Origin of the sequence: Tropicimonas sp. IMCC6043, assembly GCF_004146235.1 — a bacterium.
GTDB lineage: Bacteria > Pseudomonadota > Alphaproteobacteria > Rhodobacterales > Rhodobacteraceae > Tropicimonas.
On the sequence record NZ_SELO01000011.1, the window covers coordinates 42,603 to 68,005 of the forward strand.

At 67.3% G+C, this 25,403-nt stretch carries 25 protein-coding genes and 1 pseudogene; 7 read left to right on the forward strand and 19 right to left on the reverse strand.

Annotated elements, in window-relative coordinates; translation table 11 throughout:
- Positions 1–50: 50 nt before the first annotated feature.
- From EU800_RS12235 to EU800_RS12245, 3 genes are all read right to left on the reverse strand, one after another.
- Positions 51–971: a DUF2950 family protein gene (locus tag EU800_RS12235; RefSeq protein WP_165354646.1), complete on the reverse strand. Its 921-nt coding sequence runs from the start codon at positions 969–971 to the stop codon at positions 51–53.
- A 16-nt stretch (positions 972–987) separates the two neighbouring features.
- Positions 988–2,556, reverse strand: coding sequence for a DUF3300 domain-containing protein (locus EU800_RS12240; RefSeq protein ID WP_129632603.1), 1,569 nt, complete (start codon positions 2,554–2,556; stop codon positions 988–990).
- Positions 2,557–2,678: 122 nt separating this feature from the next.
- Positions 2,679–3,935 (reverse strand): aminotransferase class V-fold PLP-dependent enzyme, encoded by a 1,257-nt coding sequence (locus EU800_RS12245; RefSeq protein ID WP_129632607.1) that lies wholly within the window; start codon positions 3,933–3,935, stop codon positions 2,679–2,681.
- A gap of 134 nt (positions 3,936–4,069) precedes the next feature.
- Between EU800_RS12245 and EU800_RS12250 the strand changes: the two genes are divergently transcribed.
- The gene (locus EU800_RS12250) at positions 4,070–5,080 is read left to right on the forward strand and encodes a class I SAM-dependent methyltransferase (protein WP_129632610.1); all 1,011 of its coding nucleotides are present in this window, start codon (positions 4,070–4,072) and stop codon (positions 5,078–5,080) included.
- A gap of 195 nt (positions 5,081–5,275) precedes the next feature.
- Here EU800_RS12250 and EU800_RS12255 read toward each other — a convergent pair whose 3' ends face one another.
- The 3 genes from EU800_RS12255 to EU800_RS12265 are packed head-to-tail and all read right to left on the reverse strand — an operon-like array spanning position 5,276 to position 7,579.
- Positions 5,276–6,001: a 1-acyl-sn-glycerol-3-phosphate acyltransferase gene (locus EU800_RS12255; protein WP_129632613.1), complete on the reverse strand. Its 726-nt coding sequence runs from the start codon at positions 5,999–6,001 to the stop codon at positions 5,276–5,278.
- Between the two features lies 1 nt (position 6,002).
- The gene (locus tag EU800_RS12260; protein WP_165354647.1) at positions 6,003–6,905 is read right to left on the reverse strand and encodes an ABC transporter permease; all 903 of its coding nucleotides are present in this window, start codon (positions 6,903–6,905) and stop codon (positions 6,003–6,005) included.
- The gene (locus tag EU800_RS12265) at positions 6,902–7,579 is read right to left on the reverse strand and encodes a cell division ATP-binding protein FtsE (protein WP_129632617.1); all 678 of its coding nucleotides are present in this window, start codon (positions 7,577–7,579) and stop codon (positions 6,902–6,904) included. The genes EU800_RS12260 and EU800_RS12265 overlap by 4 nt, the downstream gene beginning before the upstream one ends.
- Positions 7,580–7,749: 170 nt before the next feature.
- Here EU800_RS12265 and EU800_RS29090 point away from each other — a divergent pair.
- The 3 genes and pseudogenes from EU800_RS29090 to EU800_RS12275 all read left to right on the forward strand — a co-directional run.
- Positions 7,750–7,848: pseudogene (locus tag EU800_RS29090) on the forward strand (zinc-ribbon domain-containing protein); the annotation flags it as partial.
- Between the two features lie 201 nt (positions 7,849–8,049).
- Positions 8,050–8,712, forward strand: a complete 663-nt coding sequence (locus tag EU800_RS12270) for a hypothetical protein (protein ID WP_242500532.1) — start codon at positions 8,050–8,052, stop codon at positions 8,710–8,712.
- Positions 8,713–8,846: 134 nt separating this feature from the next.
- The gene (locus EU800_RS12275) at positions 8,847–9,803 is read left to right on the forward strand and encodes an L-malyl-CoA/beta-methylmalyl-CoA lyase (protein ID WP_129632623.1); all 957 of its coding nucleotides are present in this window, start codon (positions 8,847–8,849) and stop codon (positions 9,801–9,803) included.
- Between the two features lie 9 nt (positions 9,804–9,812).
- On the opposite strand, the gene EU800_RS12280 is transcribed toward EU800_RS12275, so the two are convergent.
- The gene (locus tag EU800_RS12280) at positions 9,813–10,277 is read right to left on the reverse strand and encodes a GyrI-like domain-containing protein (protein ID WP_165354648.1); all 465 of its coding nucleotides are present in this window, start codon (positions 10,275–10,277) and stop codon (positions 9,813–9,815) included.
- A 121-nt stretch (positions 10,278–10,398) separates the two neighbouring features.
- On the opposite strand from EU800_RS12280, the gene EU800_RS12285 reads away from it, so the two are divergent.
- On the forward strand, positions 10,399–11,358 hold the full coding sequence (locus EU800_RS12285) for an acetyl-CoA carboxylase carboxyltransferase subunit alpha (RefSeq protein WP_129632629.1): 960 nt from the start codon (positions 10,399–10,401) through the stop codon (positions 11,356–11,358).
- Here the strand turns inward: EU800_RS12285 and EU800_RS12290 are convergent.
- The 6 genes from EU800_RS12290 to EU800_RS12315 form a co-directional block, all read right to left on the reverse strand.
- On the reverse strand, positions 11,355–11,780 hold the full coding sequence (locus tag EU800_RS12290) for a PaaI family thioesterase (protein WP_207209898.1): 426 nt from the start codon (positions 11,778–11,780) through the stop codon (positions 11,355–11,357). The two genes, EU800_RS12285 and EU800_RS12290, sit on opposite strands and share 4 nt — an antisense overlap.
- A gap of 22 nt (positions 11,781–11,802) precedes the next feature.
- Positions 11,803–12,459, reverse strand: a complete 657-nt coding sequence (gene pdeM / locus EU800_RS12295) for a ligase-associated DNA damage response endonuclease PdeM (RefSeq protein WP_129632632.1) — start codon at positions 12,457–12,459, stop codon at positions 11,803–11,805.
- Between the two features lie 38 nt (positions 12,460–12,497).
- Positions 12,498–14,906: a ligase-associated DNA damage response DEXH box helicase gene (locus EU800_RS12300; RefSeq protein WP_129632635.1), complete on the reverse strand. Its 2,409-nt coding sequence runs from the start codon at positions 14,904–14,906 to the stop codon at positions 12,498–12,500.
- A gap of 118 nt (positions 14,907–15,024) precedes the next feature.
- Entirely contained in the window at positions 15,025–15,219 is a 195-nt protein-coding gene (locus tag EU800_RS12305) for a hypothetical protein (RefSeq protein ID WP_129632637.1), read from the reverse strand.
- 209 nt (positions 15,220–15,428) lie between these two features.
- Positions 15,429–16,223: an NAD(P)-dependent oxidoreductase gene (locus EU800_RS12310; RefSeq protein ID WP_256369767.1), complete on the reverse strand. Its 795-nt coding sequence runs from the start codon at positions 16,221–16,223 to the stop codon at positions 15,429–15,431.
- Positions 16,224–16,243: 20 nt separating this feature from the next.
- A complete protein-coding gene (locus EU800_RS12315; protein ID WP_129632642.1) occupies positions 16,244–17,554 on the reverse strand; it encodes an ATPase in 1,311 nt (436 codons plus the stop codon).
- A 146-nt stretch (positions 17,555–17,700) separates the two neighbouring features.
- Between EU800_RS12315 and EU800_RS12320 the strand changes: the two genes are divergently transcribed.
- On the forward strand, positions 17,701–19,320 hold the full coding sequence (locus tag EU800_RS12320; RefSeq protein ID WP_129632644.1) for a glycosyltransferase family 87 protein: 1,620 nt from the start codon (positions 17,701–17,703) through the stop codon (positions 19,318–19,320).
- Positions 19,321–19,416: 96 nt separating this feature from the next.
- Here the strand turns inward: EU800_RS12320 and EU800_RS12325 are convergent, their stop codons facing one another.
- The 6 genes from EU800_RS12325 to EU800_RS12350 form a co-directional block, all read right to left on the reverse strand.
- Positions 19,417–19,944, reverse strand: coding sequence for a prepilin peptidase (locus EU800_RS12325; RefSeq protein ID WP_129632647.1), 528 nt, complete (start codon positions 19,942–19,944; stop codon positions 19,417–19,419).
- Between the two features lie 7 nt (positions 19,945–19,951).
- Complete coding sequence (locus EU800_RS12330) at positions 19,952–20,800, reverse strand: lipopolysaccharide assembly protein LapB (protein WP_129632650.1); 849 nt, start codon at positions 20,798–20,800, stop codon at positions 19,952–19,954.
- Positions 20,801–20,829: 29 nt separating this feature from the next.
- Positions 20,830–21,396, reverse strand: a complete 567-nt coding sequence (locus EU800_RS12335; RefSeq protein ID WP_129632653.1) for a tetratricopeptide repeat protein — start codon at positions 21,394–21,396, stop codon at positions 20,830–20,832.
- 313 nt (positions 21,397–21,709) lie between these two features.
- The gene (gene moaB, locus EU800_RS12340) at positions 21,710–22,258 is read right to left on the reverse strand and encodes a molybdenum cofactor biosynthesis protein B (RefSeq protein WP_129632656.1); all 549 of its coding nucleotides are present in this window, start codon (positions 22,256–22,258) and stop codon (positions 21,710–21,712) included.
- A gap of 3 nt (positions 22,259–22,261) precedes the next feature.
- Positions 22,262–22,891: a LysE family translocator gene (locus EU800_RS12345; protein WP_207209899.1), complete on the reverse strand. Its 630-nt coding sequence runs from the start codon at positions 22,889–22,891 to the stop codon at positions 22,262–22,264.
- On the reverse strand, positions 22,888–23,694 hold the full coding sequence (locus EU800_RS12350) for a uracil-DNA glycosylase (protein WP_129632659.1): 807 nt from the start codon (positions 23,692–23,694) through the stop codon (positions 22,888–22,890). Before EU800_RS12350 ends, EU800_RS12345 begins: the two co-directional genes overlap by 4 nt.
- Before the next feature lie 179 nt (positions 23,695–23,873).
- Between EU800_RS12350 and EU800_RS12355 the strand changes: the two genes are divergently transcribed.
- Complete coding sequence (locus EU800_RS12355) at positions 23,874–25,358, forward strand: efflux RND transporter periplasmic adaptor subunit (protein WP_129632663.1); 1,485 nt, start codon at positions 23,874–23,876, stop codon at positions 25,356–25,358.
- The last annotated feature ends 45 nt before the right edge of the window (positions 25,359–25,403 follow it).

A 25,403-nucleotide genomic window follows, 5' to 3' on the forward strand; every position in this document is an offset into this window, starting at 1 on the left:
CCGCGCCGGATGCCGGGCGGCGCTTTGGGGTGGGGCGGCGACCCGGCCGCTCAGCCGCCCGGCAACTCGTCGAGCCGGGCCCAGCCCGCCGCCGGATCCGGGTCCAGCGTCTCGATCTCGAAGGCGATGTCGAGCGTCTCTTCGCCGAGATCGGCCTGCCAGATGATGCCGGCCTCGTTGATCAGGAAGCTGTTAATGCCGCTCTCGCCATAGTCCGCCGGAACGGCGAGCAGGGCGTGACCGGCCACCATATTGTCGCCGGCCATGTAGGACATCGCGCCGCCCGGAGCGTTCTCTCCCTGGCCGGTCAGGATCCGGTAGTAATAGCCGAAATAGGGCTCGTGTTCTGCCTCCGTGGCGTCGGGCGCGAGGAAGCCGTCGAGGCTCGCGCGGGCCGTGCGGTCACCGGCCGGGCTGTCCGGCCCGACCCAGTAGAGGCCGCTCCGCATGCCAGGCGGTGAGATGATGCTCGAGGCGAACTCCATCACGCCGTCACCGTCATGATCGGTCTGCCGGAACTCCCGCTGGATCTCGAGATAGGTCTCCATGAGCTCGAGCACGTCAAGCTCGTTGCGACCGATTTCGCGGGCTGCGATTTCCACAACGCCGGCTTCGATGTCGAAGCTCCAGCCCGCCTCGCTTCGGGCGAGCGGCACCGGGAATGGCCAGTCGTCGGCGCCAAGCTCGATGACCACGCTGCCATCTTCCTGCGGCACGAAACGGTAACCCTCGCGCCAATCCGCGTAGAGAGCCTCTAGAGCGCCGGTGTCAATCTCGCCGTCGGAGACCTCGACCAGTGCTTCCGCACCGGGCCCGAGGGCGGCACCTATTGCTGCGGGATCGCCGGCGGCGAGGCCGGGCAGCAGGGCGTCGAGCGCATCCTGAGGTGTGGCGTAGAGCGGCGCCTCCTGGGCGGCAAGCGGCGTCGCGACCAAGGTGAGGGCGAGGGCGGCTGCGAATACGGGGGACATCTGGCGCATCGTCTCGTTACCTTCTTGCTTTCACGCGACCACCACCCGCCTTGTGTCCTCGAGCCGCCGCGGCCTTTGTCCGGCTGCCGGAGGATTGCTTGGCGATGGACGGGACGGATTTTCGAACCTGCTGCGCCTGTGGCAGCTTCTGCGGGGCCGGGCGGCTGATATTCGGTTTTGCAGCGGGTTTCGCCTTGGTGGAGGGCCTGGTGACCGGCAGCGAGCTTTCGGTCCGGGCCTTGACCTTGTCGAGTTCCCGGTTGGCGCCGGCGGTCGGGCGGGATGCACCGACCGGCCGGTTTCCGGCGCGGCTGGCAAGCGCCCCTGCCGCGCCGCCTGCGACCGCAGCGGTGGCGGCGTTGCCGAGGCCGGGGCGGGCGATGTCCGCTGCCCCGGTCTGCTGCGAGAGCTTGGCGCGCAGAGCGTCGGTGCCGCCGATCTGCGGAAGCTCTGCGGGCCGGGTCGCCGGTTTGGCGCCGCCCTCCCGCCGAGTCTCGAGCTGCGAGCGGGCCGCGTCGCGGCGGCCCGGCTCGGCCGTCCAGCCGCCCTTGCCGCTTTCTTCCAGCCGGGCACGCAGGTCGTTGTCGCCCACCTGGATGTGACCGCGGCTGATTCCCGCGCGGATCTCGTCGCGCGAGATGTCTCCGGTCTGGATTCGCTTGCGCAGCGTTTCGTCTCCGACCCGGATGTCTCCGGCCTCGATCCGGTTCCGGATCTCGTCCCGGTCGATGTCGATCCGGTTGCTGATATTGACGTTGCCGTCGACGTCGATGTCGATATCGGGGTCGCGATAGATCGGCCCGCCGCCCCAGCCGGCGCAGTTGCGACACCCCCAGTAGTCGTTCCAGTCGTCGTCGTCATCGAAGATCTCGTCGATCAGCGCAAAGGTACCCCAGGTGATGAGACCGGCGGCAACGGCGTTTCCGGCGGTATAGGCCGGGTTGTAGACGGTCCGCGCATCGTATTGCGGGACATAGACGATCTCGGGATCGGCCGGCTGGACCACCACCGTGCTCGTCGCCGGGTCTTCGGTGACCACCTGCTGTTCGTTGGTAGCGAGCGCGCCGCTGTCGATGGCCTGCGCCCGCATCACCTGCACCGCATCCATCACGTCGTCGGACTGCGCCAGCATCGCGTCGCCGACCGTCTCGGTCCAGTCGATGTGGTCGGCCATCCGGTGCAGCACGTCCGGAAAGGCTTCGGCGAGGACGGCGACAGAGGGGTCGTAGCCCTCGGCCTCGATCAGCGGCTCCAGCGTGTCGGTCGCGGCGCCTTCGTTTTCGAGCAGGAGCCGATTCGCCTTCATCACCTGGTAGGGCTGCGTCGCGCCGACGAGGATCTGGATGAGCAGCGTGTCGGGGAAAAGCGCCACCGGCGCGACCAGGGTCTGAAGTTCGGCCGCGCTGAGGAGGTCGGGACCGGCGGGCGCACTGACGGGCGTTTCGCCCGCGGCATCGGCCTCAGGAACAGCGACCGGTTGTTCCGTGGCGCCGCCGACCTGGGCGCTGGCCGGGACCGATGAAAGCGCCGCGGCGAGGAGAAGGCCGGGAAAGGCGGGAAGACGGGCGGACCTAAAGACTGACATGCGGACTATCCTTTCAGAGAGCGCGCGGGACCGTCAGTTTCCGGTGCGCCGTGTGCCGAGGATCGGCATGCCGGCCTGTGGGTTCAAGGATTCTTTCATTTGCCGGGGAGCGGTGCGCGCGATCACTCGGCGGTGATGTCTCTCATCGCTTCCAGGAAGCGCTCCACCTCCGCAACCGTGTTGTAGTGGCAAAGCGAGACACGCACGCAGGAGGGAAGGCCGAGCGGATCGAGGATATTGGCCGAGTAGTGGTCGGCCTTGCGGGTATGGGTGCGGATGCCGGCGTCGTTGAGCAAGGCGACGATCTCCGGCGCTGCCATGCGCTCGAAGGAAAAGGAGACGAGCCCCTCGCGCAGCGGGTTGTCGACACCGCTGAGGATCGTCACGCCCGGGATCTGCGCCAGTCCCGGCAGATTTCCGGAACCATGCAGCATTGCCTGCGTGAGCGTGGCCTCGTGGGCATGAATCGCCTCGCCGGCGGCGACGATCCGGTCGCGTGGCGCCTCGCTCGCCGTGAAATGGCTGCCGAGCCAGTCGAAATAGGCGACGACATCCGAGAATGTCGCATAAGCGCCGGTGTCACGCGTGCCGAATTCCCAGGAGCCGGCAGGCGCGCCAAGCAGCGCGTCATGCGGCAGCGCCGCGAACCGGTCGGAGACCCAGGCAACGCCGTAGCCGTGCCGCGAGAACGCCTTGTAGGGGGAGATCACGTAGCCGTCGATACCATAGGCGGCGAGGTCGAGCCGCCCGTGGGCGGCGTGCTGGATACCATCGACGATGATGAGGCAATCGGGCGCGACGGCACGGATCCCTGCCGCGATCCCGGCGACATCGACACCCATACCGGACACCGGAGAGGTGTGCAGGATGGTCGCCACGCGCGTGTCGGCGGTGATCTCGGGGCGATATGCGGCGAGGTCGACACTGCCACGGTTGGAATCATGCGCCACGAGGACATGCGTCTTGCCGCCCAAAGGCGCGTAGCGGGATGCGGCGCTGCGGGTGGCCGGGTGTTCGAGCGTCGAGCCGAGGACGCGACCGCCCGCGGGCGTTGCGAGGCAGGCGCTGCGGATCAGCCGGAAGAGCAGTTCGGTGCCACTCTCGCCAACGAAGAAAAGCCCGCCCTCGGGGTTGAAGAACAAGCGCATGTCTTCTTTCGACCGGGCGATGGCCGCCGAGAGCGCAGCAGACGCGACGTTTTCGCGGCCCTGGTTGTCCGGGATCGCCGAGAATTCGGCGGTGGTCGCGACCACCGATTTCAGCGTCAGCGCGCCGCCGGCATTCTCGAAGAAGATCCGTTCACCCTGGAACGGGTCGCTGTCGACATGCGCGAAGCGGTCGCGGATCTGCTCCATGAGACCGGGTTTGGTGTCGAACATGGCTTGCCTCGCGATCTGAATTCCGGGCGGCGATACGCCCGGGGGCTCCGGTCGTCAATGCCGGCCGATGCGGCATCTGCTTGCTCGCCGGGGCGGGTGGCGTAGCATGCCGTCATGGAAACAGGAGGCGCCCGATGGACGGATCGGCACGGTCGTCAGCAGCCGAACTCGAAGACGAGATCCGGGCCCGCGTCGCAGAGATCGCCGACACGCTGCGAACGCTGCAGCCGGCGGGCGGCGCGCATGCCGAGATTTGCCGTTGCGCCCTGGCAAGGGCGGTGTCACGGATCCGGACAGCCGCCGCTGCGGGTGGTGTCCCGCCGGATCTCCTCGCCCGGTTACGAGAGCTGGCCGAGACCTGGCCCCGGATCGAGGCGCTTCTGGCGGCCCAGCTTCCGGTGAAACGGCGCCCGCTCTTTCCCGATCCGGACGACCCGATGGATCCCCGAGCGGCGCAGCTCCGCATGACCAACGCGGCGGCGGGCGCTCTGCACGGCGTGCTGAGCCGCCGTGAACAGGACCCTGCGGCGGAGGCGATGGGGTGTTTCAGCGACCTCTCGCTCGCGCAATCGGTCTTCATCGCAAATCTCCAGGCGGCGCTCCGCGTCCTGCTGGCGCAGGGGCGGTATCGGGACAAGCGGTTTCTCGACATCGGCTGCGGGGCCGGGATGAAGGTCCTGACCGCGGCACAATGGTTCGATCGTGCCGTTGGGGTGGAGATCGACCCGGGCCATGCGGACTCGGCCCGACGGCTGTTGGCCCGCCTCCGGCGCGGCAACATTGAGATCATCGAGGGGGACGCGCTGGGATTCGATGGATATGCCGGGTTCGATGTCCTTTATTTCTTCCGCCCGATGCGCTACCCGGAGCAACTTGCCTTGCTGGAGGATCGGATCGTGTCGCGGGCGCGTCCAGGCGCGCTTCTGATCGCGCCCTACGACCATTTCGCACACCGCGCGGCGCTGCTCGGTTGCGAGCCTCTCGGCGGGCATCTGTACCTGGCCGGGGCGGACAGGGAGGATGCGGCGGCGCTGGTCCGGATGGCTGAAACGATCGGACCGGCGGTCGATGTCGCACAGGATTCGCTGCCAGAGATCTGGGCGCCCATTCTCGACGCATCGCGGCGACGCGGCTACGCGCCCTGAGAGACGGGTCGGTTGATTGGCGTGAAGAACGGGCGCCGCTGGTCCGAGTCAAAACCACGAGCAAGGCACCATGGCGCGGAGCAAGGCTGACAGGCCGCCGCCCCATCGCTGGGAAGCGCCCACGGCCCGGCGTGATTGGGAGACCTGTCGCCCGGTCTCGGACAAGATATGCTGGACAATCGGCCGGGGCCTCTCTCACGCCGGCGGGTGATACCCGGCCTCGGCCATCAGCCGGAGCGAGGCGCCCTCGACCTCTGCCTCGAGCCGCTTCATGAAGGCCCGTTGCTCCATTCCCGGGGCTATCGCCGGCAGGAACTCGACAACCGCCAACCCCGGCTTCCGAAGAATGGCGAAGCGGGGCCAGAAGACGCCGATATTGGTCGCCGCCGGCACGCAATCCTGTTCAAGTTGCTGGTAGAGCACGCCGGTGCCGATCTTGTAGGGAAGTTTCGCGTCCACCGCGACGCGGGTGCCTTGCGGATAGATGATGAGCTGGCCCGGCGACGCGCGCCCTTCCTCGACACGTCGCTTCATCTCGGCGATCGCCTGGCCGCGCTTGCCCCGGTCGACGGGAACGCAGCCGATCCATATCGCATACCAGCCGACGATCGGCACCCAGCGGAGCTCCGCTTTCATGATGAATTTCGGCCGCGGCACTTCCGAGACGATCATGATGATGTCGAAGAAGGACTGATGCTTGGAGGCGATAAGGCATTCCGCCCGGGGCACTTCGCCGCGAATCTCGGAACGCAGCCCGATCATCCAGGAGGCGGTCCAGCGCACCCAGAGGCAGTAGGTCCGGCAGGCAGTGAAGGCAAAGGGGCGGTAGATCAGCGTGATCGGCGTGAAGACGAGCGCCATCAGCAGCATCATCACATACATCTGCGTGTTGAAGACGAGAGAGCGCACATATTGCAGCATGTCAGGTTGTCTTCTTCAGCTGGCGGAAGGCGGCATAGCGGGTGGCGGCGAAGGCCACCAGTCCGGCGACGGGCGGGATCGCCAGCGGCAGAAGCCAGGACGTTCCGGTGAAGCCAAGGCCGGTGAGAAAACCGCCGGTCTCGCTCGCCCGGGGCAGCATCATCACTGCGACCATGCCGAGACCGGTGCCGAGCAACGCGCCGCTCAGCGTCCTGAGGGTAAAGCGGCGCACGAAGGCGCGGGCGATATAGCTGTCCAACGCGCCGACCAGGCGGAGCGCCGCGATGACCCGCTCGTTGGCGGCGAGCGCGGCCTGGGCGGCGAGCGTGATCATCGCCGCGGTCGTCGCCGAGATCAGCACCAGCGACAGGAAGCCCAGGGTCCGCAGCCGCTCGGCCGCCCGCACGAGCGGCGCGCGCCAGCGCGTGTGGTCGTCATAGACGGCGCCCGGCGCCTCGCCAGCGAGCCGCGCGCGGAGGCCGTCGACATCGACCCCTTCTTCGGTTTCGACGACCTCGACGAGATCGGGCAGGCGGAGGGATCCGAGCGGGAGGTCCGGTCCGAACCATGGCTCGAGCAGAGCGCGCCGCTCCGCATCGTCGAGCGCGCGGGCAGAGGCGATGCCGGGTGTGGTTTCCAGCACGGCAATCGCATTGGAGAGCTGCTCGGCGGCCTGTTCGGGCGGTGCGGAGATGCGCAGTGTGGCGGTCCGCGCCAACGCCTCGGACCAGCGACCCGCGAGGCGGTCGGTGGCAAGCGACAGCGCCAGCGCGAAGACTGCGAGAAAGGCCATGGCGGCAGAGGTGAAGATCGTGAGCCGCGCGGTGAACCCCGTGGGTGGCACAACGCGGTCGGCCCCCGCTGTGCCGCCGACCAGCCCGCCGATCCGTCCAAGAACGCTCACAGGTCCGCCCCCGCGAGCGTCAGCGTGCCGCCCTTGATCCGGAGCACGCGGGCGGAAACCTGCGCCTTGGCGGCACGGATGAGGTTAAGATCGTGAGTCGCCACGAGGATCGTCTTGCCCATCTTGTTCAGCTCCACCAGCAGTTGCAGCAGGCGCAGCGACATATCCCAGTCGATATTGCCGGTGGGTTCGTCGGCCAGCACGATCTCGGGATCCATGATGACGGCGCGGGCCAGCGCCGCGCGCTGGCGCTCGCCGCCCGAGAGCTCCGGTGGCAGCGCGCCGGCCCTTGCGGCCAGCCCTACCCAACCCATCAGTTCAGCGAGATTCTGCGCCTCTGCCGAGACGTCGCGGCCTGCGACGGAAAGCGGCAGGGAAAGGTTCTCGTCGAGCGGAAGATGGTCGAGGAACTGGCAATCCTGGTGCACCACGCCGATGCGCCGGCGGGTGTGCGCCACCGCGTTGCGGTCGAGCCCCCGGACGTCACGTCCGAAGATCGAGAGCGTCCCGGAACTCGGCAGGAGTTCCATGTAGCAGAGCTTCAGCAACGTCGATTTTCCTGCCCCCGAGGGGCCGGTGAGAAAGTGGAACGAGCCCGGTGCCAGGTGCAGCGAGACATTCTCCAGAAGCGTGCCGTTGCCATAGGAATAGGCAACCTCGTTCAGCTCGATCACGTATCATCCCCTGCCATGCCGCCACGTTGTGCCCGAGCAACGCCGGCGTTTCAACGGGGTTTCACACGACCGTGTCGGTGCATTTTCTTTGAGTTCCCGGACCGGGGCGGGCATAGTCGCCGAAAAGGCTGGAGCAGCGGGACGGTCACCTGTCCCGGTCGAGAGGGGACATGCGGCTTATCTGTCCGAATTGCGGCGCGCAATATGCGGTCGACTCAAGGGTTATTCCGGAGACGGGACGCGATGTGCAGTGCTCCAATTGCGGAAACACCTGGTTTCAGGTGCATCCTGATCACGACCCGGATCGTGCCGCCGAGATTGCCCACGCGGTGACGGGTCGTGACCGGCCGGTGTCGCGGCCGCCGGCGGCGTTCGACGGCGAAGACTCAACGCCTGAACCTGATGGGCGCGAGGCAGATGCGGCGGTGACGGACTCGGCGCCTCCGTCGCGACCGGTCCCGGACGAGGCAATGGAGGCGACCTCCACGCCCGAGGACGCGGCGACGTCCCGGCCGGCTCGCGGATCCTGGTCGGAGGCCGCGCCTGCGCCCGAGGAACGGGAGAGCGAGGAAGACGAAGAGGACGAGGACGACCTCCGGACCCTGCCGCCGCGGCGCAGCGTCCACGAGTCCGCAATGTCGATCCTGCGCGAAGAGGCTGCCCGCGAACAGGCGGTGCGCCATCGCGAAACCGGCGGGCTTGAGACTCAAGGCGAACTGGACATTCCGCCACCCGCACGCAGTGTCCGGGACCCGGCCCGCGTGCTACCCTCCGACACGCTGCCGCCTCCGGCGGCGCGCGCGGAGCGCAGCTCCCCGCGCCGCGACCGGTTGCCCGATGTCGAGGAGATCAATTCCTCGCTCGATCCCGCCGACACGATGTCGGCGCACGCCGGACACAGGACGACAGAGGCGGAGGCACGGAGCCGCGGACAGCGGCTCGGCTTCGGACTGGCGTTGCTTCTCTTTGGCACCGCTGCGGTGGTCTATGTCCAGGCTGGCCGGTTGGCGCACGCCCTTCCGGACGCTGCGCCGGTGCTGGAGCGCTACGTCGTCACGGTCGATTCCGGACGGCTCTGGCTCGACCGGACGCTGCGCGATGCGGTGACACCCGGCGGGAACAGCAGCCAGTAGAAAGGTGTGGCTTGAACGCCTTGCGCAGCCGCAGCATTTGAAATGCTGCCGGTGCAAAATGGTGCTTGCCAGGCGTCGCGCAATAATCTAGCTCTCCGTGGACTGAAATCGAAAGATACTTGCCGGAGAGAGACATGAGCTTCCGCATCCAGCCTGCTGCGCCCGCCCGTCCGAACCGCTGCCAGCTTTTCGGGCCCGGTTCGCGCCCGGCGCTCTTCGAGAAGATGGCGGCGAGTGCGGCGGATGTAATCAATCTCGACCTTGAGGATTCGGTCGCCCCCGACGACAAGGCGGAGGCGCGACGGAACATCATCGAGGCGATCGGCGATGTGGATTGGGGGACCAAGACGCTCTCGGTTCGGATCAACGGGCTCGACACGCCCTATTGGTATCGCGACGTGGTGGACCTGCTGGAGCAGGCTTCCGAGCGTCTCGACCAGATCATGATCCCCAAGGTTGGCTGCGCGGGCGATCTCTATGCCGTCGATGCGCTGGTCAGCGCGGTCGAGGCCGCGAAGGGTCGCGGCAAGCGGATCGCCTTCGAGGTGATCATCGAGAGCGCCGCTGGCATTGCCCATGTCGAGGAGATCGCTGCCGCCTCGCCCCGGCTTGAGGCGATGAGCCTAGGCGCGGCCGATTTTGCCGCCTCGATGGGCATGCAGACCACCGGCATCGGCGGGACCCAGGAAAACTATTACATGATCCGGGAGGGCGTGAGGCACTGGCCCGACCCCTGGCACTGGGCGCAGGCGACCATCGTCGCTGCCTGCCGCACCCATGGCGTGCTGCCCGTCGACGGGCCGTTCGGCGATTTCTCCGACGATGCGGGCTTCATCGCCCAGGCTCGCCGCTCGGCGACGCTGGGCATGGTTGGCAAATGGGCCATCCACCCCAAGCAGGTGGCGCTGGCCAACGAGGTCTTCACGCCGTCGGAGGAGGCGGTGGCCGAGGCCAGGGAGATCCTTGCCGCGATGGAAAAAGCCAAAGCCGAGGGCGCGGGCGCCACGGTCTACAAGGGCCGCCTCGTGGACATCGCCTCCATCAAGCAGGCCGAGGTTATCGTGAAACAGGCCGCGCTGATCGCCGGGTAGGCCGGAGGGTCACTCGACGGGCAGGAACATCTCTGTCAGTTGCGCGTCCTCGGTGACTTTCGGAACCATCGTCCGGTAGACCTCGAGCGCCGGCGCCTTGCGAAGCGTCAGACCCGATTTCGGCATCCACTCCTCGCGGAACCACTTCCAGGGCTCGGCGAGGCCGTAATAGCTGCCATGGTAGGTCAGCACCGCGTATTTCCCGGGCGGCAGGTCGATCCGCGCCATCTCCGGCGGCGGCTTCACCCCGCGGGCCAGCAGGCATGCGGCGTGGCTGCGCAGATCTTCCGGCGGCGTCGCTCCGGGGTCGTCATGGTAGACTCCGGCCCAGTAGGGCGTTCTGTCGTTCAGCCCGTATCGCAGCAGCACGGCGCCGAGCTGCTCGAACCCCTTCCCAATCTCGGCATAGGGACCGGTATGCGGCATGCCGAAGAGCGTGATCGCCTTCAACACGCGGGTGCTCACGGGATACATGGGCCGACTCCGTTTCCGACTGGTGCCCCGAGCATAGCGAGGCCGGGACTCTCCGAAAGGGCCTTCTTGCCAAGCCTGCGACGGACGCGCATATGGGGGCGAGCAGACAAGGAGCGCTGGCATGAACTATCTCGAGTTCGAAAAACCTCTGGCCGAGATCGAAGGCAAGGCCGAGGAACTCCGGGCGATGGCCCGGTCGAACGAGGAGATGGACGTCTCCGCCGAGGCCGCGGCGCTCGACGCCAAGGCGGCGACGATGCTGAAGGATCTCTACGGCAAGCTTACCCGCTGGCAGAAATGCCAGGTCGCCCGCCATCCGGACCGGCCGCATTGCCGCGACTACGTCAAGGCGCTCTTCACTGAATTCACCCCGCTCGCGGGCGACCGCAACTTTGCCGACGATCACGCGGTGATCGGCGGTATTGCGCGGTTCGAGGATCGGCCCGTCGTGGTGATCGGCCACGAGAAAGGCAACGACACGCAGAGCCGGCTCGCACATAATTTCGGAATGGCGCGGCCCGAGGGTTACCGCAAGGCGATCCGGCTGATGGAGCTTGCGGACAGGTTCAACCTGCCGGTGGTCACGCTGGTCGACACGCCGGGCGCCTACCCGGGCAAGGGCGCCGAAGAACGCGGCCAGTCCGAGGCGATCGCGCGGTCGACCGAGGCGTGCCTGCGCATCGGCGTGCCGCTCGTCTCGGTCATCATCGGCGAGGGCGGGTCCGGCGGCGCGGTGGCTTTCGCCACGGCCGACAGGCTGGCGATGCTGGAACACTCGATCTACTCGGTGATCTCGCCGGAGGGCTGTGCCTCGATCCTGTGGAAGGATGCCGAGAAGATGCGCGAAGCGGCCGAGGCGCTCCGTCTCACCGCGCAGGATCTCAAGGAACTCGGTGTCGCCGACAAGGTGATCCTCGAGCCAGTGGGAGGCGCGCACCGCGACCGGGTAGCGACTGTCGAGCGTGTCGGCGAGGCCGTGTCGGCAATGCTGGGCGAGATCCAGGGCAAGGACCGCGCCACGCTCATCGCCGACCGCCGGCGGAAATATCTCGAGATGGGCAGCAAGGGCCTCGCTGCCTAGACCGGTATCATCGTTCCCTGGATCTGGGCGACCTTGAGACCTCCGGCACGCTCGGCGAAGACCTCTGCGCCGACGACGAAGAGCCGCCGCCCCGGCTTGATGACATGGCCAATGGCGACGAGGCGGGCGCCCTCGGCCGGGGCGAGCAGGTTGATCTTCATCTCGACCGAGAGCACGTCCGCCTCGACGGGCATCAGGGTGAGCGCAGCATAGCCGGCCGCACTGTCGCCGATCGAAAAGGTCAGGCCCGCATGGCCATAGCCGTTCTGCTGGCGCGCCCCGGGAAGGATCGGCGCGACGATCTCGACCCGGCCGGGGGTGAGCGCGCCGAGCTCGGCGCCCAGGGTCCGCATCAGGCTTTGGCGGCCGAAGCTCGTCCGGATCTTCTCCGCGATCGGCTCGGGCAGTTCGCCGGTATCCATCCTGGCCTCGCTCCCTATCCGATCAGGCCCGGGCCGCCGGCAGAATCACCTGCGTCGGTCCGGTGAGAATGGCCCGTGCTGTCTTCGATACCAGCGCCGCCAGTTCCGGGGCAGTGATGCTCATGCCGCCGGTATAGGTGCCGAAGGCCGGCAGGATTAGCCGCGACTCGTCGACGAGGAAACAGCGCCGGCCGACGCCGCCGAGCCGGGCCTTCGGGTGGTAATGGCCGGAGATCTCGCCGGGGGCGGCCTCTGCTCCGGCGATATGGCGGAACGAGAGCGGCCCGGCGTCGTATTCGGCGAGATGCCGTCCGGCGAGCGACAGCGGACCGGGGTCGTGGTTGCCGGCAATCCAGATCCAGTCGCGCCCGGCAATCAGACGGGACAGCCAAAGGCGATGCGCCGGATCGAGCGCGGACTCGCTCGCGGTGTCGTCGAAGCTGTCGCCAAGGCAAATCACGATGCCGGGCGAGAGCGCCTCGATCTCCGCATCGAGCCGTTCCAGCGTCTCGGCGGTCTCGTAGGGCGGCAACAGGCTTCCGCCGCGACGCGCCTGCCGCTCCGCCTTGCCCAGATGCAGGTCGGAGACGCAGAGAAGCCGCGCATCGGCCCACCAGAGCGCGCCGGACGCGCGCGCCTCGAGCGTCGCGCCAGCAAAAGTCAAAGGCATCCCGTTCATGATGTGTTCTTTGCGCTTCGTGCGCCGGATTGCAAGCCTCACATCTTGAGCCCGGCCGCCGCCATCAGCCGCTCGGCCTCCGCAGCGACGAGCCGCTCGCGGCCCTCGCCGAGAACCGGCACCTTGCCGACCTCGAGCAGCAGCGGCGCGGCGAAAGGAGAGACGCGGTCGAGCCGGACATGGTCGATCCGCCCGCTGACCCGGTCGAGCATTTCCTCGATGCGGCCGAAATCGACAAGCCCGCGCAACGCCTCCTCTCGGGTGATCTCCATGAGCAGGTGGTCAGGGTCGTATTTCAGCAGCGTGTCGTACAGGATGTCGGAGGAAAATGTTGCCTGCCGCCCGTTTTTGCGTGCGCCGATAGTGTTGCGCTCGATCAGCCCGGCGATCGTGGCCGAGGCGCGGAAGGTGCGTTTCATCACCGCGTTGGATGCCAGCCAGCCCGCGAGCCCGTCGCGAAGGCCGCCGCGGTCGAAGAGCGGCGTGGCGTCCCGGAGCGGTTCGAGGCCCCAGATCAGCGTCGCATAGTCGGTCGAGACAAAGCCGAGCGGTGCAAGGCCGGCCGTCTCCATGCGGCGGGTGAGCAGCAGGCCGAGAGTCTGCTGGGCGTTGCGGCCGGCGAAGCCGTAGACGCAGACATGTGCGCGCCCGTCGAAAGGAAAGCTCTCGACCAGCAGCCGGTCGCGTTCCGGGAGGCGGGAAACGTCGCGCTGAAGGCGCAGCCAGTCGCGCGTGTGATCGGGCAGGTCTGGCCAGTCCTCCTGCCGGAGCATCTCCAGGATGCGGTCCATGAGCTTGGTCGTGGCGGCGAACTTCGTGCCGTTGAAAACGGCGACCTTCGGGCGATCGGCGGCGTGGCGGGTGACTTCGACGGTCATCTCGCGCAACCCCTCGTAACGGACGATCTGGCCGCCGATAAGGAAACTGTCGCCGGGCGTGAGCGAGGCGGCAAAGCCCTCCTCGACCTCGCCGAGCGGTTTGCCGCCGCGGCCCTTCATGCGGACCTTGAGCGTGTCCGTGTCCTGGATCGTGCCGATGTTCATGCGGATCCGCTGCGCCGCCCGCGGATCGCGGAGCTGCCAGAGGCCGTCGGGGCGTTGCTTCAGGCGCTGCCAGCGGTCGTAGGCCCGGAACGCATATCCGCCCGTGGCGCAAAACTCGAGACATGCGTCGAAATCCGCGCGGGCGAGATCGGCGAAAGCGCCGGCGCTTGTCATCTCGGCGAAGAGGGAGTCGGCGGAGAAGGGGCCGGCGCAGGCGGCGATCAGGATATGCTGGCAAAGCACGTCGCGCGGGCCGGGGCCGCGGGGAGCACCGTCGAGGTCGCGCGCGCGCACCGCGTCGAGCGCGGCCTGGCATTCGATGATCTCGAAGCGGTTGGCCGGCACCAGCAGCGCCTTGGACGGCGCGTTGTAGCGGTGGTTGGCCCGCCCGATCCGCTGGACCAGACGCTTGACGTTCTTCGGCCCGCCGACCTGGATGACGAGATCCACGTCGCCCCAGTCGATGCCGAGATCGAGCGAACCGGTGCAGACGATGGCACGCAACTCGCCCGCAACCATCGCCGCCTCGACCCGCTCGCGCTGCTCGCGGGAGAGCGAGCCGTGGTGGATGCCAATCGGCAGCCCCTCGTCATTGGCCAGCCACAGGTGGTGGAAGAAGATTTCGGCCTGGGCGCGGGTGTTATGGAAAATGAGCGTCGTGCGGTGCTTTCGGACCTCGCAGAGCACCGCCGGGATCGCGTATCGGCCACCGCCGCCGGACCAGGGCGGCGGTTCCTCCGTCTCGAGCATCCGGATATCCGGGGCGGGGCCGGGATCGGCCTCGAGGATCTCGACCGGGTCGGGGTGGCGGGCCATGAGACGGCCGATGGCGGGCGGGTCGTCGACGGTGGCCGAAAGGCCGACGCGGCGGAGGCCGGGGGCGAGGGTCTCGAGCCGGGCGAGGGCGAGCATGAGCTGGTCGCCCCGCTTGCTCTCGGCCAGCGCGTGGATCTCGTCGATGATGACGCGGGAAAGGCCGGCAAAGATGCGAGGGGCGTCTTCATAGGAGGTAAGAAGAGCGAGGGATTCCGGCGTGGTCAGCAGGATCTGCGGCGGATCGGCGCGCTGACGGCGCTTGGAGGTGTAGGACGTGTCGCCGGTGCGGTCCTCGATGCGGATCGGCAGGGCCATCTCGGCGACGGGGGTGGCGAGGTTGCGACGGATGTCTGCGGCCAGCGCCTTGAGAGGGGAGATGTAGAGTGTGTGGAGGCCCGTCCGCGTGCCATCGGCGAGCTCGACGAGGCTGGGAAGGAAGCCCGCGAGAGTCTTGCCGCCGCCGGTGGGCGCGGTGAGCAGCAGCGCGGGCGCGGCGGCGCGGTCGAGCATCGCCTGCTGATGCGGATGGAGGTCCCAGCCACGGGTGGCGAACCAGTCTTGAAAAGCGGGAGGGAGGGGCGCAGACATGCGGCGAGTCTAGCGCTGGGCGGAGGGGGCAACCAGAGCGATGGGCGCCGCATGGACAACCGCGCTGCGCCATTCGGGTCGCGACATTGGGGGCCCGGGCGCAGGTGGAGGCGTGGGGCTATCTGAGAATGCCGCTGGCTGCGTTGCCGATGCCCTTGATGGCGCTTCCGGAGGATTTGGCATAGCTCTTGATGCCCCCGCCGCCCTTCGCGCCGAAACCGCTGCCGCCAAGATTTCCCGATATCCCGCCTGACATACCCAGGAAAAAGAGCCCCCCGATCACGATCATCCCACCGATCAGCAGTTTGTTCATATCCGATGTCCCGCCTGGTCGTTTTGGTTAACGTGACGGGGAAATGTGGCGATTCTCGGGGTGAAATCGGACTTTCCGGCCGATACGTGACGGCGCCGGCCCCGTCACGTGCGCGCGATCGGGCCCGCTCCGTGTGGCGTGAGCGGCGCGAGCAGCGGGCGCCGGACGGTGGCGCGGCCTGGCCGGACCTCCTGCACCTGCCTGGCTCTTTAGCTGGCTTGGCGCGGCTTCAAGCCTCGAATCACCCGGCGAACCTCTTCCGGAAGCGCCGTCTCCGATCCCTCTGGCGCGGCGTCGAGCGCGGCGCTCACGTCCTTGACGAGGATGCCGATGGAATTGTCTTCCGAGAACCCGTCGCGGGCGAATTCGATGCTGTCCATGCCGGAAGCGAGCCAGTTTTGGCCCGAGGAGGTCTCGATGAGGGCGAGCAGGCGGCGCTCGTCGAGGCCGGCCGCGTCTGCCCAGTCGAGAACGAGGCGGGTCATCGCGGTGTGGGAGGCTGCGAGCAGGTTGTTGAGGACCTTGGATTGCGACCCGGCACCGAACGGACCCATCCGGTGAAAATGCGCACCCATGGCGGAAAAGAGCGGCTGGAGGCGGTCGAGCTCTGCCGCCTCGCCGCCGAGCATGAAGCTGAGGCGGCGTTCCTGCGCGGCTATGCGGGCGCCGGACATCGGCGCGTCGCTGAGGCGGATATGGGACGGGAGGCGGTCGGCAAGGGCGCGAACGTAGCGCGGCGAGAGGGTCGAGGAGACGACGAGGCTGTGCAGATCGCGGGCACGCCGGGCGAGGTCGCCACGACCGAAGAGGACATCGTCGGTCTGGTCGGAATCCCGGACCACGGTGATGAGAACACGGAGCCCGTCAGCGAAGCGGACGGGATCGTCGGTGACCGGTACATCATCGGCGAGGTGGCCAGCCGCGATATCGTAGCCCTGAGCGTCGAATCCGGCCGCGACCAGCGCGGCCAGCATCGGGCCGCCCATGCGACCGCATCCTGCCACGCCAATCCTGCCGATGTCGCTCAATGCTCGATATGCTCCTCCTTCACGAACATATTCTCCCAGGCGCGATCGATCAATTCCGGTGTCATCTGGTTCGGGATGCCCTCGAAGCGGCAGATCGAGATCATCTGGTCGATCAGGAAGATCGGCTGGTAGTTGGCATAGACGTTGTCGATGGTCGGATATTTGTTCTTCAGCAGGTGGATCAGCGTGTCCTGGTCGAGCGGCATCTTTCGCTTCTTGGCGACCATGGCGAAGATCTTGAGGAAATCCTCCTGCTCGGGACCGTCGATCTTGATCTTGAAGAAGATCCGGCGGAGCGCGGCCTTGTCGAAGATCTCGTTGGGGTGGAAGTTGGTCGAGAAGATCACCAGCGTGTCGAATGGCACTTCGAATTTCTCGCCCGATTGCAGGGCGAGGATATCCTTGCCCTCCTCCAGCGGGAGGATCCAGCGGTTGATCAGCGCCTGCGGTGGATCGGCCTGACGGCCGAGGTCGTCGACGATGAAGATACCCCCGGTCGACTTGAGCTGCATGGAAGCCTGGTACGTGCGCGCGGTCGGGTTGTAGACGAGGTCCAGCATGGAGAGCGACAATTCGCCACCGGTCACCACGGTCGGCCGCTCGCAGCGGACATAGCGGGTGTCGAAGCGGTTTCCGGTGCGGCGCAGCGAATTGGGGTCGTCCACCTGTTCCTCGGCGGCGGAGTGGACGATCGGGTCATAGACGGTGATGACCTGGCCAGCATATTCGACGGCGCGCGGGACATAGATCTTGTCACCCATCGCGTCGCGGATGCCGTTGGAAATAGAGGATTTGCCGTTGCCCGGGGGACCATACATCAGGATCGATCGCCCGGCCGAGACCGCAGGGCCGAGCTGGTCCAGCAACGCCCTCGGCAGGACAAGATGGCCCATGGCGGCCGTGAGTTGATCGCGGGTGATCTGGATGTTGCGGATAGACTGGCGTTTGACCTGTTCGCCGTAGACTTCGAGCGGCACCGGCATGGCGCCGAAATATTCCGACTGGCTGAGCGCGTCGAGGGCGCGTGCCTTGCCGGCGTCGGTGAGCTGGTAGCCCATTTCGCCGCCGGAATTGGCCAGCAGCGTGCCGGTCGCCTCGAGGAGCTTCTGGCTCCGGGCGAGGTCGACCAGTTCCTGGGTCACCGGGACCGGCAGGCAGATCGCGCGGGACAGGTCGGACACCAGGTCGAGATTCTTGCGGAACATGGTCTTGAGCAGGATATCCCGCATCATCACCATCGGCAGCTGCATCTCCTCGAGCCGCCGCGGCGCCGGCGGTGCCATAACATTCCCGACTTCCATGTTCATCGCGTCACCCGCTCGTCGTTGCCATCCGAAGGTGCCGAAACTCTTGCTGTTTTCGTCAAGGATTCGACATGAATGCCTGCGACATCGCAGACAGTCGGGAAGGTGCCGCGCCATTGTGGCCAAAAATTGGAGAAACGAGAGCAGCTATGCAGCGACGGGGTCAAATCGCCTTTGGAGGCTTCCTAATCGTCGTCTGGGCGGGGCTGAGCTGGGTGCTTCTGGCCAAGGGCGGGCTCTATATCGCCAAGCACGAAGGCGACACGATGCACCTGATCGACATGGTGCTCCGACAGGCGGACGGCGAATGGGCGCATCTCGACTACATGTCGCCCATCGGGTTTCTCGCCACCGCGCCGATCGCGCTTTTCGTGGAGCTGGGATTCGGTGTCGGCATGGCGATCCTCGCCGCGCAGGCGCTGGTCGGCGGCCTGCTGCTGCTGCCGATCTTCTGGGTCGGGATCTCGCGCCTTAAGACAGCCTGGGCAATGGTCTTCGGCGCGCTCTGCCTAGTGCTCTGCATGGCGCTGGTGCACGGCGAGGCGCAGCCTTCGATCTCTGTCTCGATGCACTACAATCGCTGGGCCTGGGCGCTGGCCTTCCTCGCCATCAGCATCGCGATCCTGCCGCCAGTGCAGCGGGAGAACCGGACTCTCGACGGCTTGATCCTCGGGCTTGCCGTCGCCGGGATGGCTCTGATCAAGGTGACCTATGTCGCCGCCTTCCTGCCCGGCGTGTTGCTGGCGCTTGTGCTGCGCCGCCAATTCCGCGCAATGCGCGTTGCGGTGCTGGCAGGGCTTGCCGTTGCGGTGCTGGTCACGCTCTTCGCCGGTCCGGCGTTCTGGTTTGCCTATCTCGGCGATGTGCTGACCGTCACAGGTTCCGAGACGCGGCCACAGCCGGGGCTCAGCCTCAACGGCGTGATCGCTGCGCCGGCCTATCTCGGCGGCTCCATCGCCGCGCTCGTCGCCGTGGTGCTGTTGCGGCAGGCCGGGCGAGCGACCGAAGGGCTTATCCTGCTGGTCCTTGTGCCGGGCTTCTTCTTTGTCACCTACCAGAATTTCGGCAACGATCCGCAATGGCTCTACCTGCTGGGCGTCCTGCTCTTCGCGCTCCGCCCCGCGCCGGGAACAACCAACGCCCATGGCTGGGACATGCGGCAGGCGCTGGCTCTGGCGGGCTGTGCGATCTTCATGCTGGGCCTGCCATCGGCGATCAACCTCGCCTTCAGCCCGTTCCGGCACCTGGCGTCGTCGGAGGACGAGTTCGTACCGATGTTCGCCCGGTCCGAGCAGCATGGCGACATCTTCGCCATGCCCGCGCGCAACGCCACACCGACGGGAACGATCAAGCTGCCGGTGCTCGTCGAGGCCGCCCGCGCCGGCGAGAGCGAGGAAGATGACGGGCCGACGCTTCTCCTCGGCGAGGAGTTGCCCGAATGCGGCCTCGCGGGAGGGACGGTGACGGTCTATGACGGGATCGTGCGTGATCTGGAGACGAGCGGTTTCGCTGGAATCACGCCGCTCGGGGCCGACCTGCTGGCGAGCTACTGGCTCTTCGGGGATCTCGGTCGGCTCGAGGGCGGCGCGCCCTGGCGCTATGCCGGCCTGCCGGGGGTCGAGAGCGCGAGCCACCTCCTCGTGCCGCTCTGCCCGCTCGACCGCAAGGCACGTAAGAGCATGATCGAGGCGATGGCGGCGGGGGGATACGGGCTCAAGGAGGTCCACCGCAACGAGGTCTACGTGCTGCTGGAGATCGAGGCGCCCTGAACGGGAGAAATCGCCGCGGGGGAATTCAACCCTTTGGCGTCCGCAGGGGGCTGTAGGCCGATGTTCTGTCGTCGCGGCACGCCCTCCCGGACATCGTCACGACCCGTAAATCGCTCCGAGCAAAAGATAGGTGATAAGCAGCCAGCCAAGAACCGTGCCCTTCGGGAATGTGCTCTTCAGCCAGGACTCCGCACCCTCCTGCCGCTTCCAGCTCTCCCATTCGCCGGCGATCTTCCAACTCGCCGGGATCGCCAGCGCGATCCGGTGGACCGCCACCGCGGCCAGCGCCACGGCGATGTAGAGTCGCAGGAACAGCGGCGCGTCGGCGCGGGTGAAGAAGGGGGCCATCACGGCGATGAACTTGGCATCTCCCGCCCCCATTGCGCCGGCATACCAGAGCAGGAAACCCGCCAGTAGCAGGATGACGAAGTTCATCCATTGCGAGAGGTAGAGATCGAAGGGAAGCGCGATCGGCCCGACGAGCGCGTAGGTCGCGAAGAGCGCGGCGACCGCGGCGTTGGGGATCTTCATCCGGGTCAGGTCGGTCCAGATCACGTAGAGACAGATCGGCGCGGCGAAGGGGAGGAACCAGAGCGCCGCGCCGGCGGGGATTGCCAGAGTCATTCCCCGGTCACTTGCCTTCGAGAGCGTTCAGGCTGTGGACGGCCTCTTCGAAATGCTGCGGATGCGTGTCGATGGCATCCTCGAGCAGCGAGCGGCCCATGGCGACGTCGCCCTGCTTGATCGCGGCGAGGGCGGCGGTGTGCAGGAGCTGTGCCCGCTCGACCTGGTTCATCTCGACGATCGGCATCGCGTAATTGCGTTGCGCGCCGCGCGCGAGCACGAGGTTATTCTTGGCGGTAAATAGCTTCGGGTCGTATTGCAGCGCCTCGCCGAAGAGCCGCTCGGCCTCGCGATACTGGCCGCGGGTGAGCTTCGAATACCCCCAGTTGTTGAGCGTCGAGGCGGGCTTCGTCGTGAGCCCGACGGCGGTTTCGTAGAAACTGTCGGCCTTCTTCCACTCCTTGTTGCCGTCGGCCACCATCGCCTCGAGTTTGTAGCGTTTGAAGGTCTCGTGCGTCGGCGGGATGGTGTCGAGCACCTGCTCGGCAGCTGTCCATTCGTTGGCGCGGATCAGCGCGTCGGCATAGTCGACGCTGTCCGCGCTGGTCGCGCCCGGCATGCTCACGGTCTTCTTCCAGGCGGCAACCGCTTCGGTGTTATGATTGGCGCGGACCAGGGACTTGGCAAGGTTGCGCTGGAGGTCGACCCGGTCGGGAAACTCCGCCGTGGTGCGCTTGAAATAGGCCACCGCCTCGTTGGCATCGGCCACGGTCAGCATCAGGTCGGAGAGATTGTTGTCGTCGATCGCGTTCACGCTCTGGAGGGCCCGGTCGACTTCGCTTTCGCCAGATTTCTGACAGGCCGAAAGCGCCAAGGCTGCGCCCAGGCACAGCGTGACAAGGGTAGTGTGGCGCATTTTTGCGTCCTTTTCCTGCTCGTACTGCCTCAAGGTGTTGCAAGGATACGGTAGGTACCGCTGTCCCCGCGCACCAGTTCGAATTCGTATTGTTGCTCGGAAGTGTAGGCGGGATTTTCGATTTTTGCGAGCGCGAGCTGCAAGTTTTCCTTGATTTCGACAGATTCGCCACTGTCGAGGGCAAAGGCAATGCGGAAGGTGCGCGCCGCTTCGCCGACCTCGCCCTGCTCCATGAGCACCACGCCCAGGTTGTTCCAGGCGGCGGCGAATTCCTCGTCTTCCTCGGTGGCGCGGCGCAACATGGTTTCAGCCTGGCCGAGCCGGCCGAGCTTGAGATTGGCCGAGCCGATGGCGGTGAGGACATCGGCGGTCAGCCCGTGTTCGGCGGCGGCGCGATAATAAGCCTTGAGTGCCAGCTCGTATTCGCCGGCCTCCATCAGCCGGTGGCCGACGATGAGCCCGTCGACGGCCTCGCCGCTGGCCTCGACCCCCGGCGGCAGGGGCTCGCCCTTGTTGAGCGCCTTGAGCCGTCCGTCGCTGCCGCAGGCGGAGAGCGCCAGCATGAGGGCGAGGAGCAATGGGACAGGGCGGAGCATGGATCTCCTCAGAGAGAGCGCGGGATTCGGGGGCGAGGATATCGCAGGCCGGGGTTCGGCCAAGGGTGCGGATGCGGTCCGAACGGCGAAGGCGGGGAGGTGTGGCAAAAGCGACTCGCGTCCCGGGGAGTGCTGGTGGAATAGCAACTGTCGTGTCCGGTTCCGCCACTCGGAGCGCTGGTCCACCCATCCCCGATGTTTCGACCGGGCGCGTCGGGGGTTTTGAGATGAACCGATGTCCATGAGCCATGCCGTGCAGCCCGCTCAGGGGAGGGCGCGGCCCTTTGCGCTTCGTCCTAAGCGTGCTTTCGCTTCACTTACGGCGCTTGTGCTCTTCGAGCCGCGGAAACATCTCGACGAAGTTGCAGGGCGCGTGGCGATAGTCGAGCTGCGGCGCCAGAATCTCGTCCCAGCCGTCCTTGCAGGCGCCGGTCGAGCCGGGCAGGGCAAAGAGATAGGTGCCCTGGGCGACGCCGGCACAGGCGCGCGACTGCACCGCCGAGGTTCCGACCTTCTTCATCGAGACGATGGTGAAGATCGTGCCGAACGCGTCGATCTCCTTTTCGTAGACGTCGCGATGCGCCTCCACGGTCACGTCGCGCCCGGTGAGGCCGGTGCCGCCGGTCGAGATCACCACGTCGACCTCCGGGTCGGCGCACCATGTGCGGAGCTGTGCGGCGATCTCGGTCTGCTCGTCCTTGAGGATTTTCCGGTCGGCAAGGATATGGCCCGCAGCCTCGATCCGCGCGGCCAGCGTGTCGCCAGAGCGGTCATCGGCCAGCGTCCGCGTGTCGGAGACGGTCAGCACGGCGATGCGGACAGGGAGGAACGCGCGGGGCGTGTCGGGTGAATGGGCGTGCATGTCTCAGCTCCGTTGCATGAGGGCGAGCCGCGCCGCGAGCGCGGTGAAGACGCCGGCTGTGGCCCAGCCGAGCGCGCGGGCGACGCGGGGAGAATTGGCGAGCCTGCGCCCCAGCCCGCCGGCGAAGACGCCCACGAGGCCGTTCACCACCAGCCCGCCGGTCGCGAGGATCGCGCCGAAGACAAGGAATTGCGGCAGGATCGCGCCGTGGCCGGGATCGACGAATTGCGGCAAGAAGGCGAGAACGAAGAGGATCACCTTGGGGTTGGTGAGGTTGACGATCAGCGCCTGACGAAAGGCGCGGGCTGGGGAGAGCGCCGGCGCGCGGGTGTCGGGCACCGGACCGGACCTCATGGCATTCCAGGCCAACCAGAGCAGATAGGCGACGCCGACCCAGCGGATGACATCGAGCAGCAGCGGCTCGGCGGCGACGAGCGCGGAGAGGCCGATTCCGGCCGCCGCCGTATGCGCAAAGGCGCCGAGCGCGATGCCGGCATCAGCTGCGAGCGCGGCGCGCGGGCCGCCACGCAACCCCTGCGCGAGGCAGAACATCATGTCGGCCCCCGGCGTCAGGTTGAGCGCGAGGCCGGCGGGGATGAACGCAAGGAGCGTCAGCGGGTCGACGGGGATCATGGGCGTGCACTTTGCCGAAGCCGTGCCTTGAGCGAGAGCAGGTCGGCCCAGGCCTCGCGTTTGGCGGCGGGGTTGCGCAGGAGATAAGCGGGATGGAACATGGGCAAAGCCGGGCGGACAAGCGTCTCGGTCCAGGAACCGCGCAGCCTCGTGATGCCACGCCGGCCGAGCATCGCCTGGCAGGAGATGTTGCCCATGAGCACAAGGAGGTCGGGGCCGACAAGCTCGACATGGCGCTCCACGAAGGGTTTCATCATGGCGATCTCTTCGGGCTTCGGGTCGCGGTTCTGCGGCGGGCGCCAGGGCAGGATGTTGGTGATGTAGACGGCGCGCTCGGCGTCCGTCGCGCTCCGTCCGAGGTCGATCGCGCCCAGCATCCGGTCGAGCAGCTTGCCAGCGCGGCCGACGAAGGGACGCCCCTCGATATCCTCGTCACGGCCCGGCGCTTCGCCGATGATCATCACCCGCGCCTCGGGCCGGCCGTCGCAAAAGACGAGGCTGCGTGCGCCGCGCTTGAGGTCGCAATGCTCGAACGCGGCGAGCGCCGCCTCCAGTTCCTCGAGAGTCGTGGCCGCGCCGGAGAGCGCCCGCGCCGCGCCGATAGCGTCCTCGGCTGCGGTTTCCTCGGTGGGTCTCGGCACCGGGCCCGGCGCGACCCGTGGTGGGGCGGCTTTCTGCGCCACGAGTGCCGCACTCTGGGCGTAGCGGTTCACCGGGGTTTCGGAGATCGCCTCGTCCGCGCCCATCGCGACCTGATAGGCGAGGGCCTCGAGATCTCCCAAAGAGTGCATTCCGGCGGACATGGGATCGTTGCTAGCCGATCGTCGTGGCTTCGGGAAGAGCTGGCGCCGTCGGGGCGGTTTCCCGCGACGGAAATCGGCTGCCGACACGTAAAGGCGGTGTGACTTTGCGAATGCGGCAATTCGGTCTAGGTAGAGGAAGGATCCCGATCACGGGGTCGGATTTCGGAAAGGTCCGGTAGATGCGCTTTCTGCGCCGATCCCTCGTGGGATTGTTCCTGCTCTCGGTGACGATCGGCCTTCTCGGCTATGCCGGCATGATCTTCCGGGACGCCGTGGAGGTGCGGATGTCGCGCGAATCGGAGGCGCGGCCGGCGCGTGAGCGGATCATGGCGATCAATTCGGTCGACGTGAAAGCGCAATCCGCGGTGCCGGTGATTACCGCCTTCGGGCAAGTGCAGAGCCGCCGCACGCTGGAGCTCCGAGCGGGCGCGTCGGGGCGGATCGTGTGGCTTGCCGAGAGATTCGATGCGGGCGCCAGCGTCGCAGCAGGCGAGTTGCTGGTGCAGATTGACCCGACGGATGCGCAATCGGCGCTCGACGTGGCGCGGACCGATCTGGCCGATGCCGAGGTCGAACTGCGGGATGCCGAGCGCAACCTTGAGCTTGTCCGGGACGAACTGACCGCGTCCGAGGCCCAGGCGGAGCTGCGCCGGCAGGCGCTCCGACGGCAGCGCGACCTTGCCGCGCGCGGCGTTGGCACCGAGGCGGCGATCGAGACCGCGGCGCTGGCCGAGGCCTCTGCCAACCAGGCAGTGGTTGCCCAGCGGATGGCCGAGGCTGCGGCCGAAAACAGGGTCGACCAGGCGCGCAACACGCTGGCGCGGATGAAGATCGCGCTTGCGGATGCCGAGCGCGGGCTCGTTGATACCGAGGTGCGGGCGGCCTTCGCCGGCACGCTGGCCGATGTCGACGTGGTCGAGGGCGGGCTGGTGTCGCAGAACGAGCGGCTGGCCACGCTGATCGACTCCGATGCGCTGGAGGTCGCCTTCCGGATCTCGACCGCGCAATATGCCCGCCTGCTCGACGGCGACGGCAGGCTGACTCTCGCGCCGGTCCGGGCATCGCTCGACGTGATGGGGCTCGATCTCGTGGCGGAAGGCCGGATCAGCCGCGTCGACGCATCGGTCGGCGAGGGCCAGACCGGGCGGCTCCTCTTCGCCCGGCTCGACAGGTTCGCGGGCTTCCGGCCCGGCGATTTCGTGACAGTCCATGTCCAGGAACCTCCGTTGCAGGATGTGGCCATTCTGCCGGCGACCGCGCTCGACGCGGCCGGCAGCGTGCTCGTGGTCGGACCGGACGACCGGTTGACCGTGGCCGAAACGACGCTGCTGCGGCGGCAGGGAGACGACGTGATCGTCGCGGCCGCGGGGCTCGAGGGCAGGCGCATCGTGGCCGAACGCAGCCCGTTGTTGGGCCCCGGCGTGCTGGTGCGCGACCTGACGGCGGAGCGTGCCGAACGGGTCGCCGGCACTGAGCCGGGGGCAATCCAGGCCGACGAGGAGATGATCTCCCTCACGCCGGAACGCCGCGCCGCGCTGATCGCGGCGGTGGAGGCAAACACGAGGATGCCGGCGGACGCCCGCGAGCGCGTGCTTTCGCAGCTCCAGCAGGAGTTAGTGCCCGCCGCGATGGTGGCGCGGATCGAATCCCGGATGGGAGGCTGAGCGGTGCCGCGGGCGGAGTCGAGCCAGAGTCGTTCGCGGGGGCCG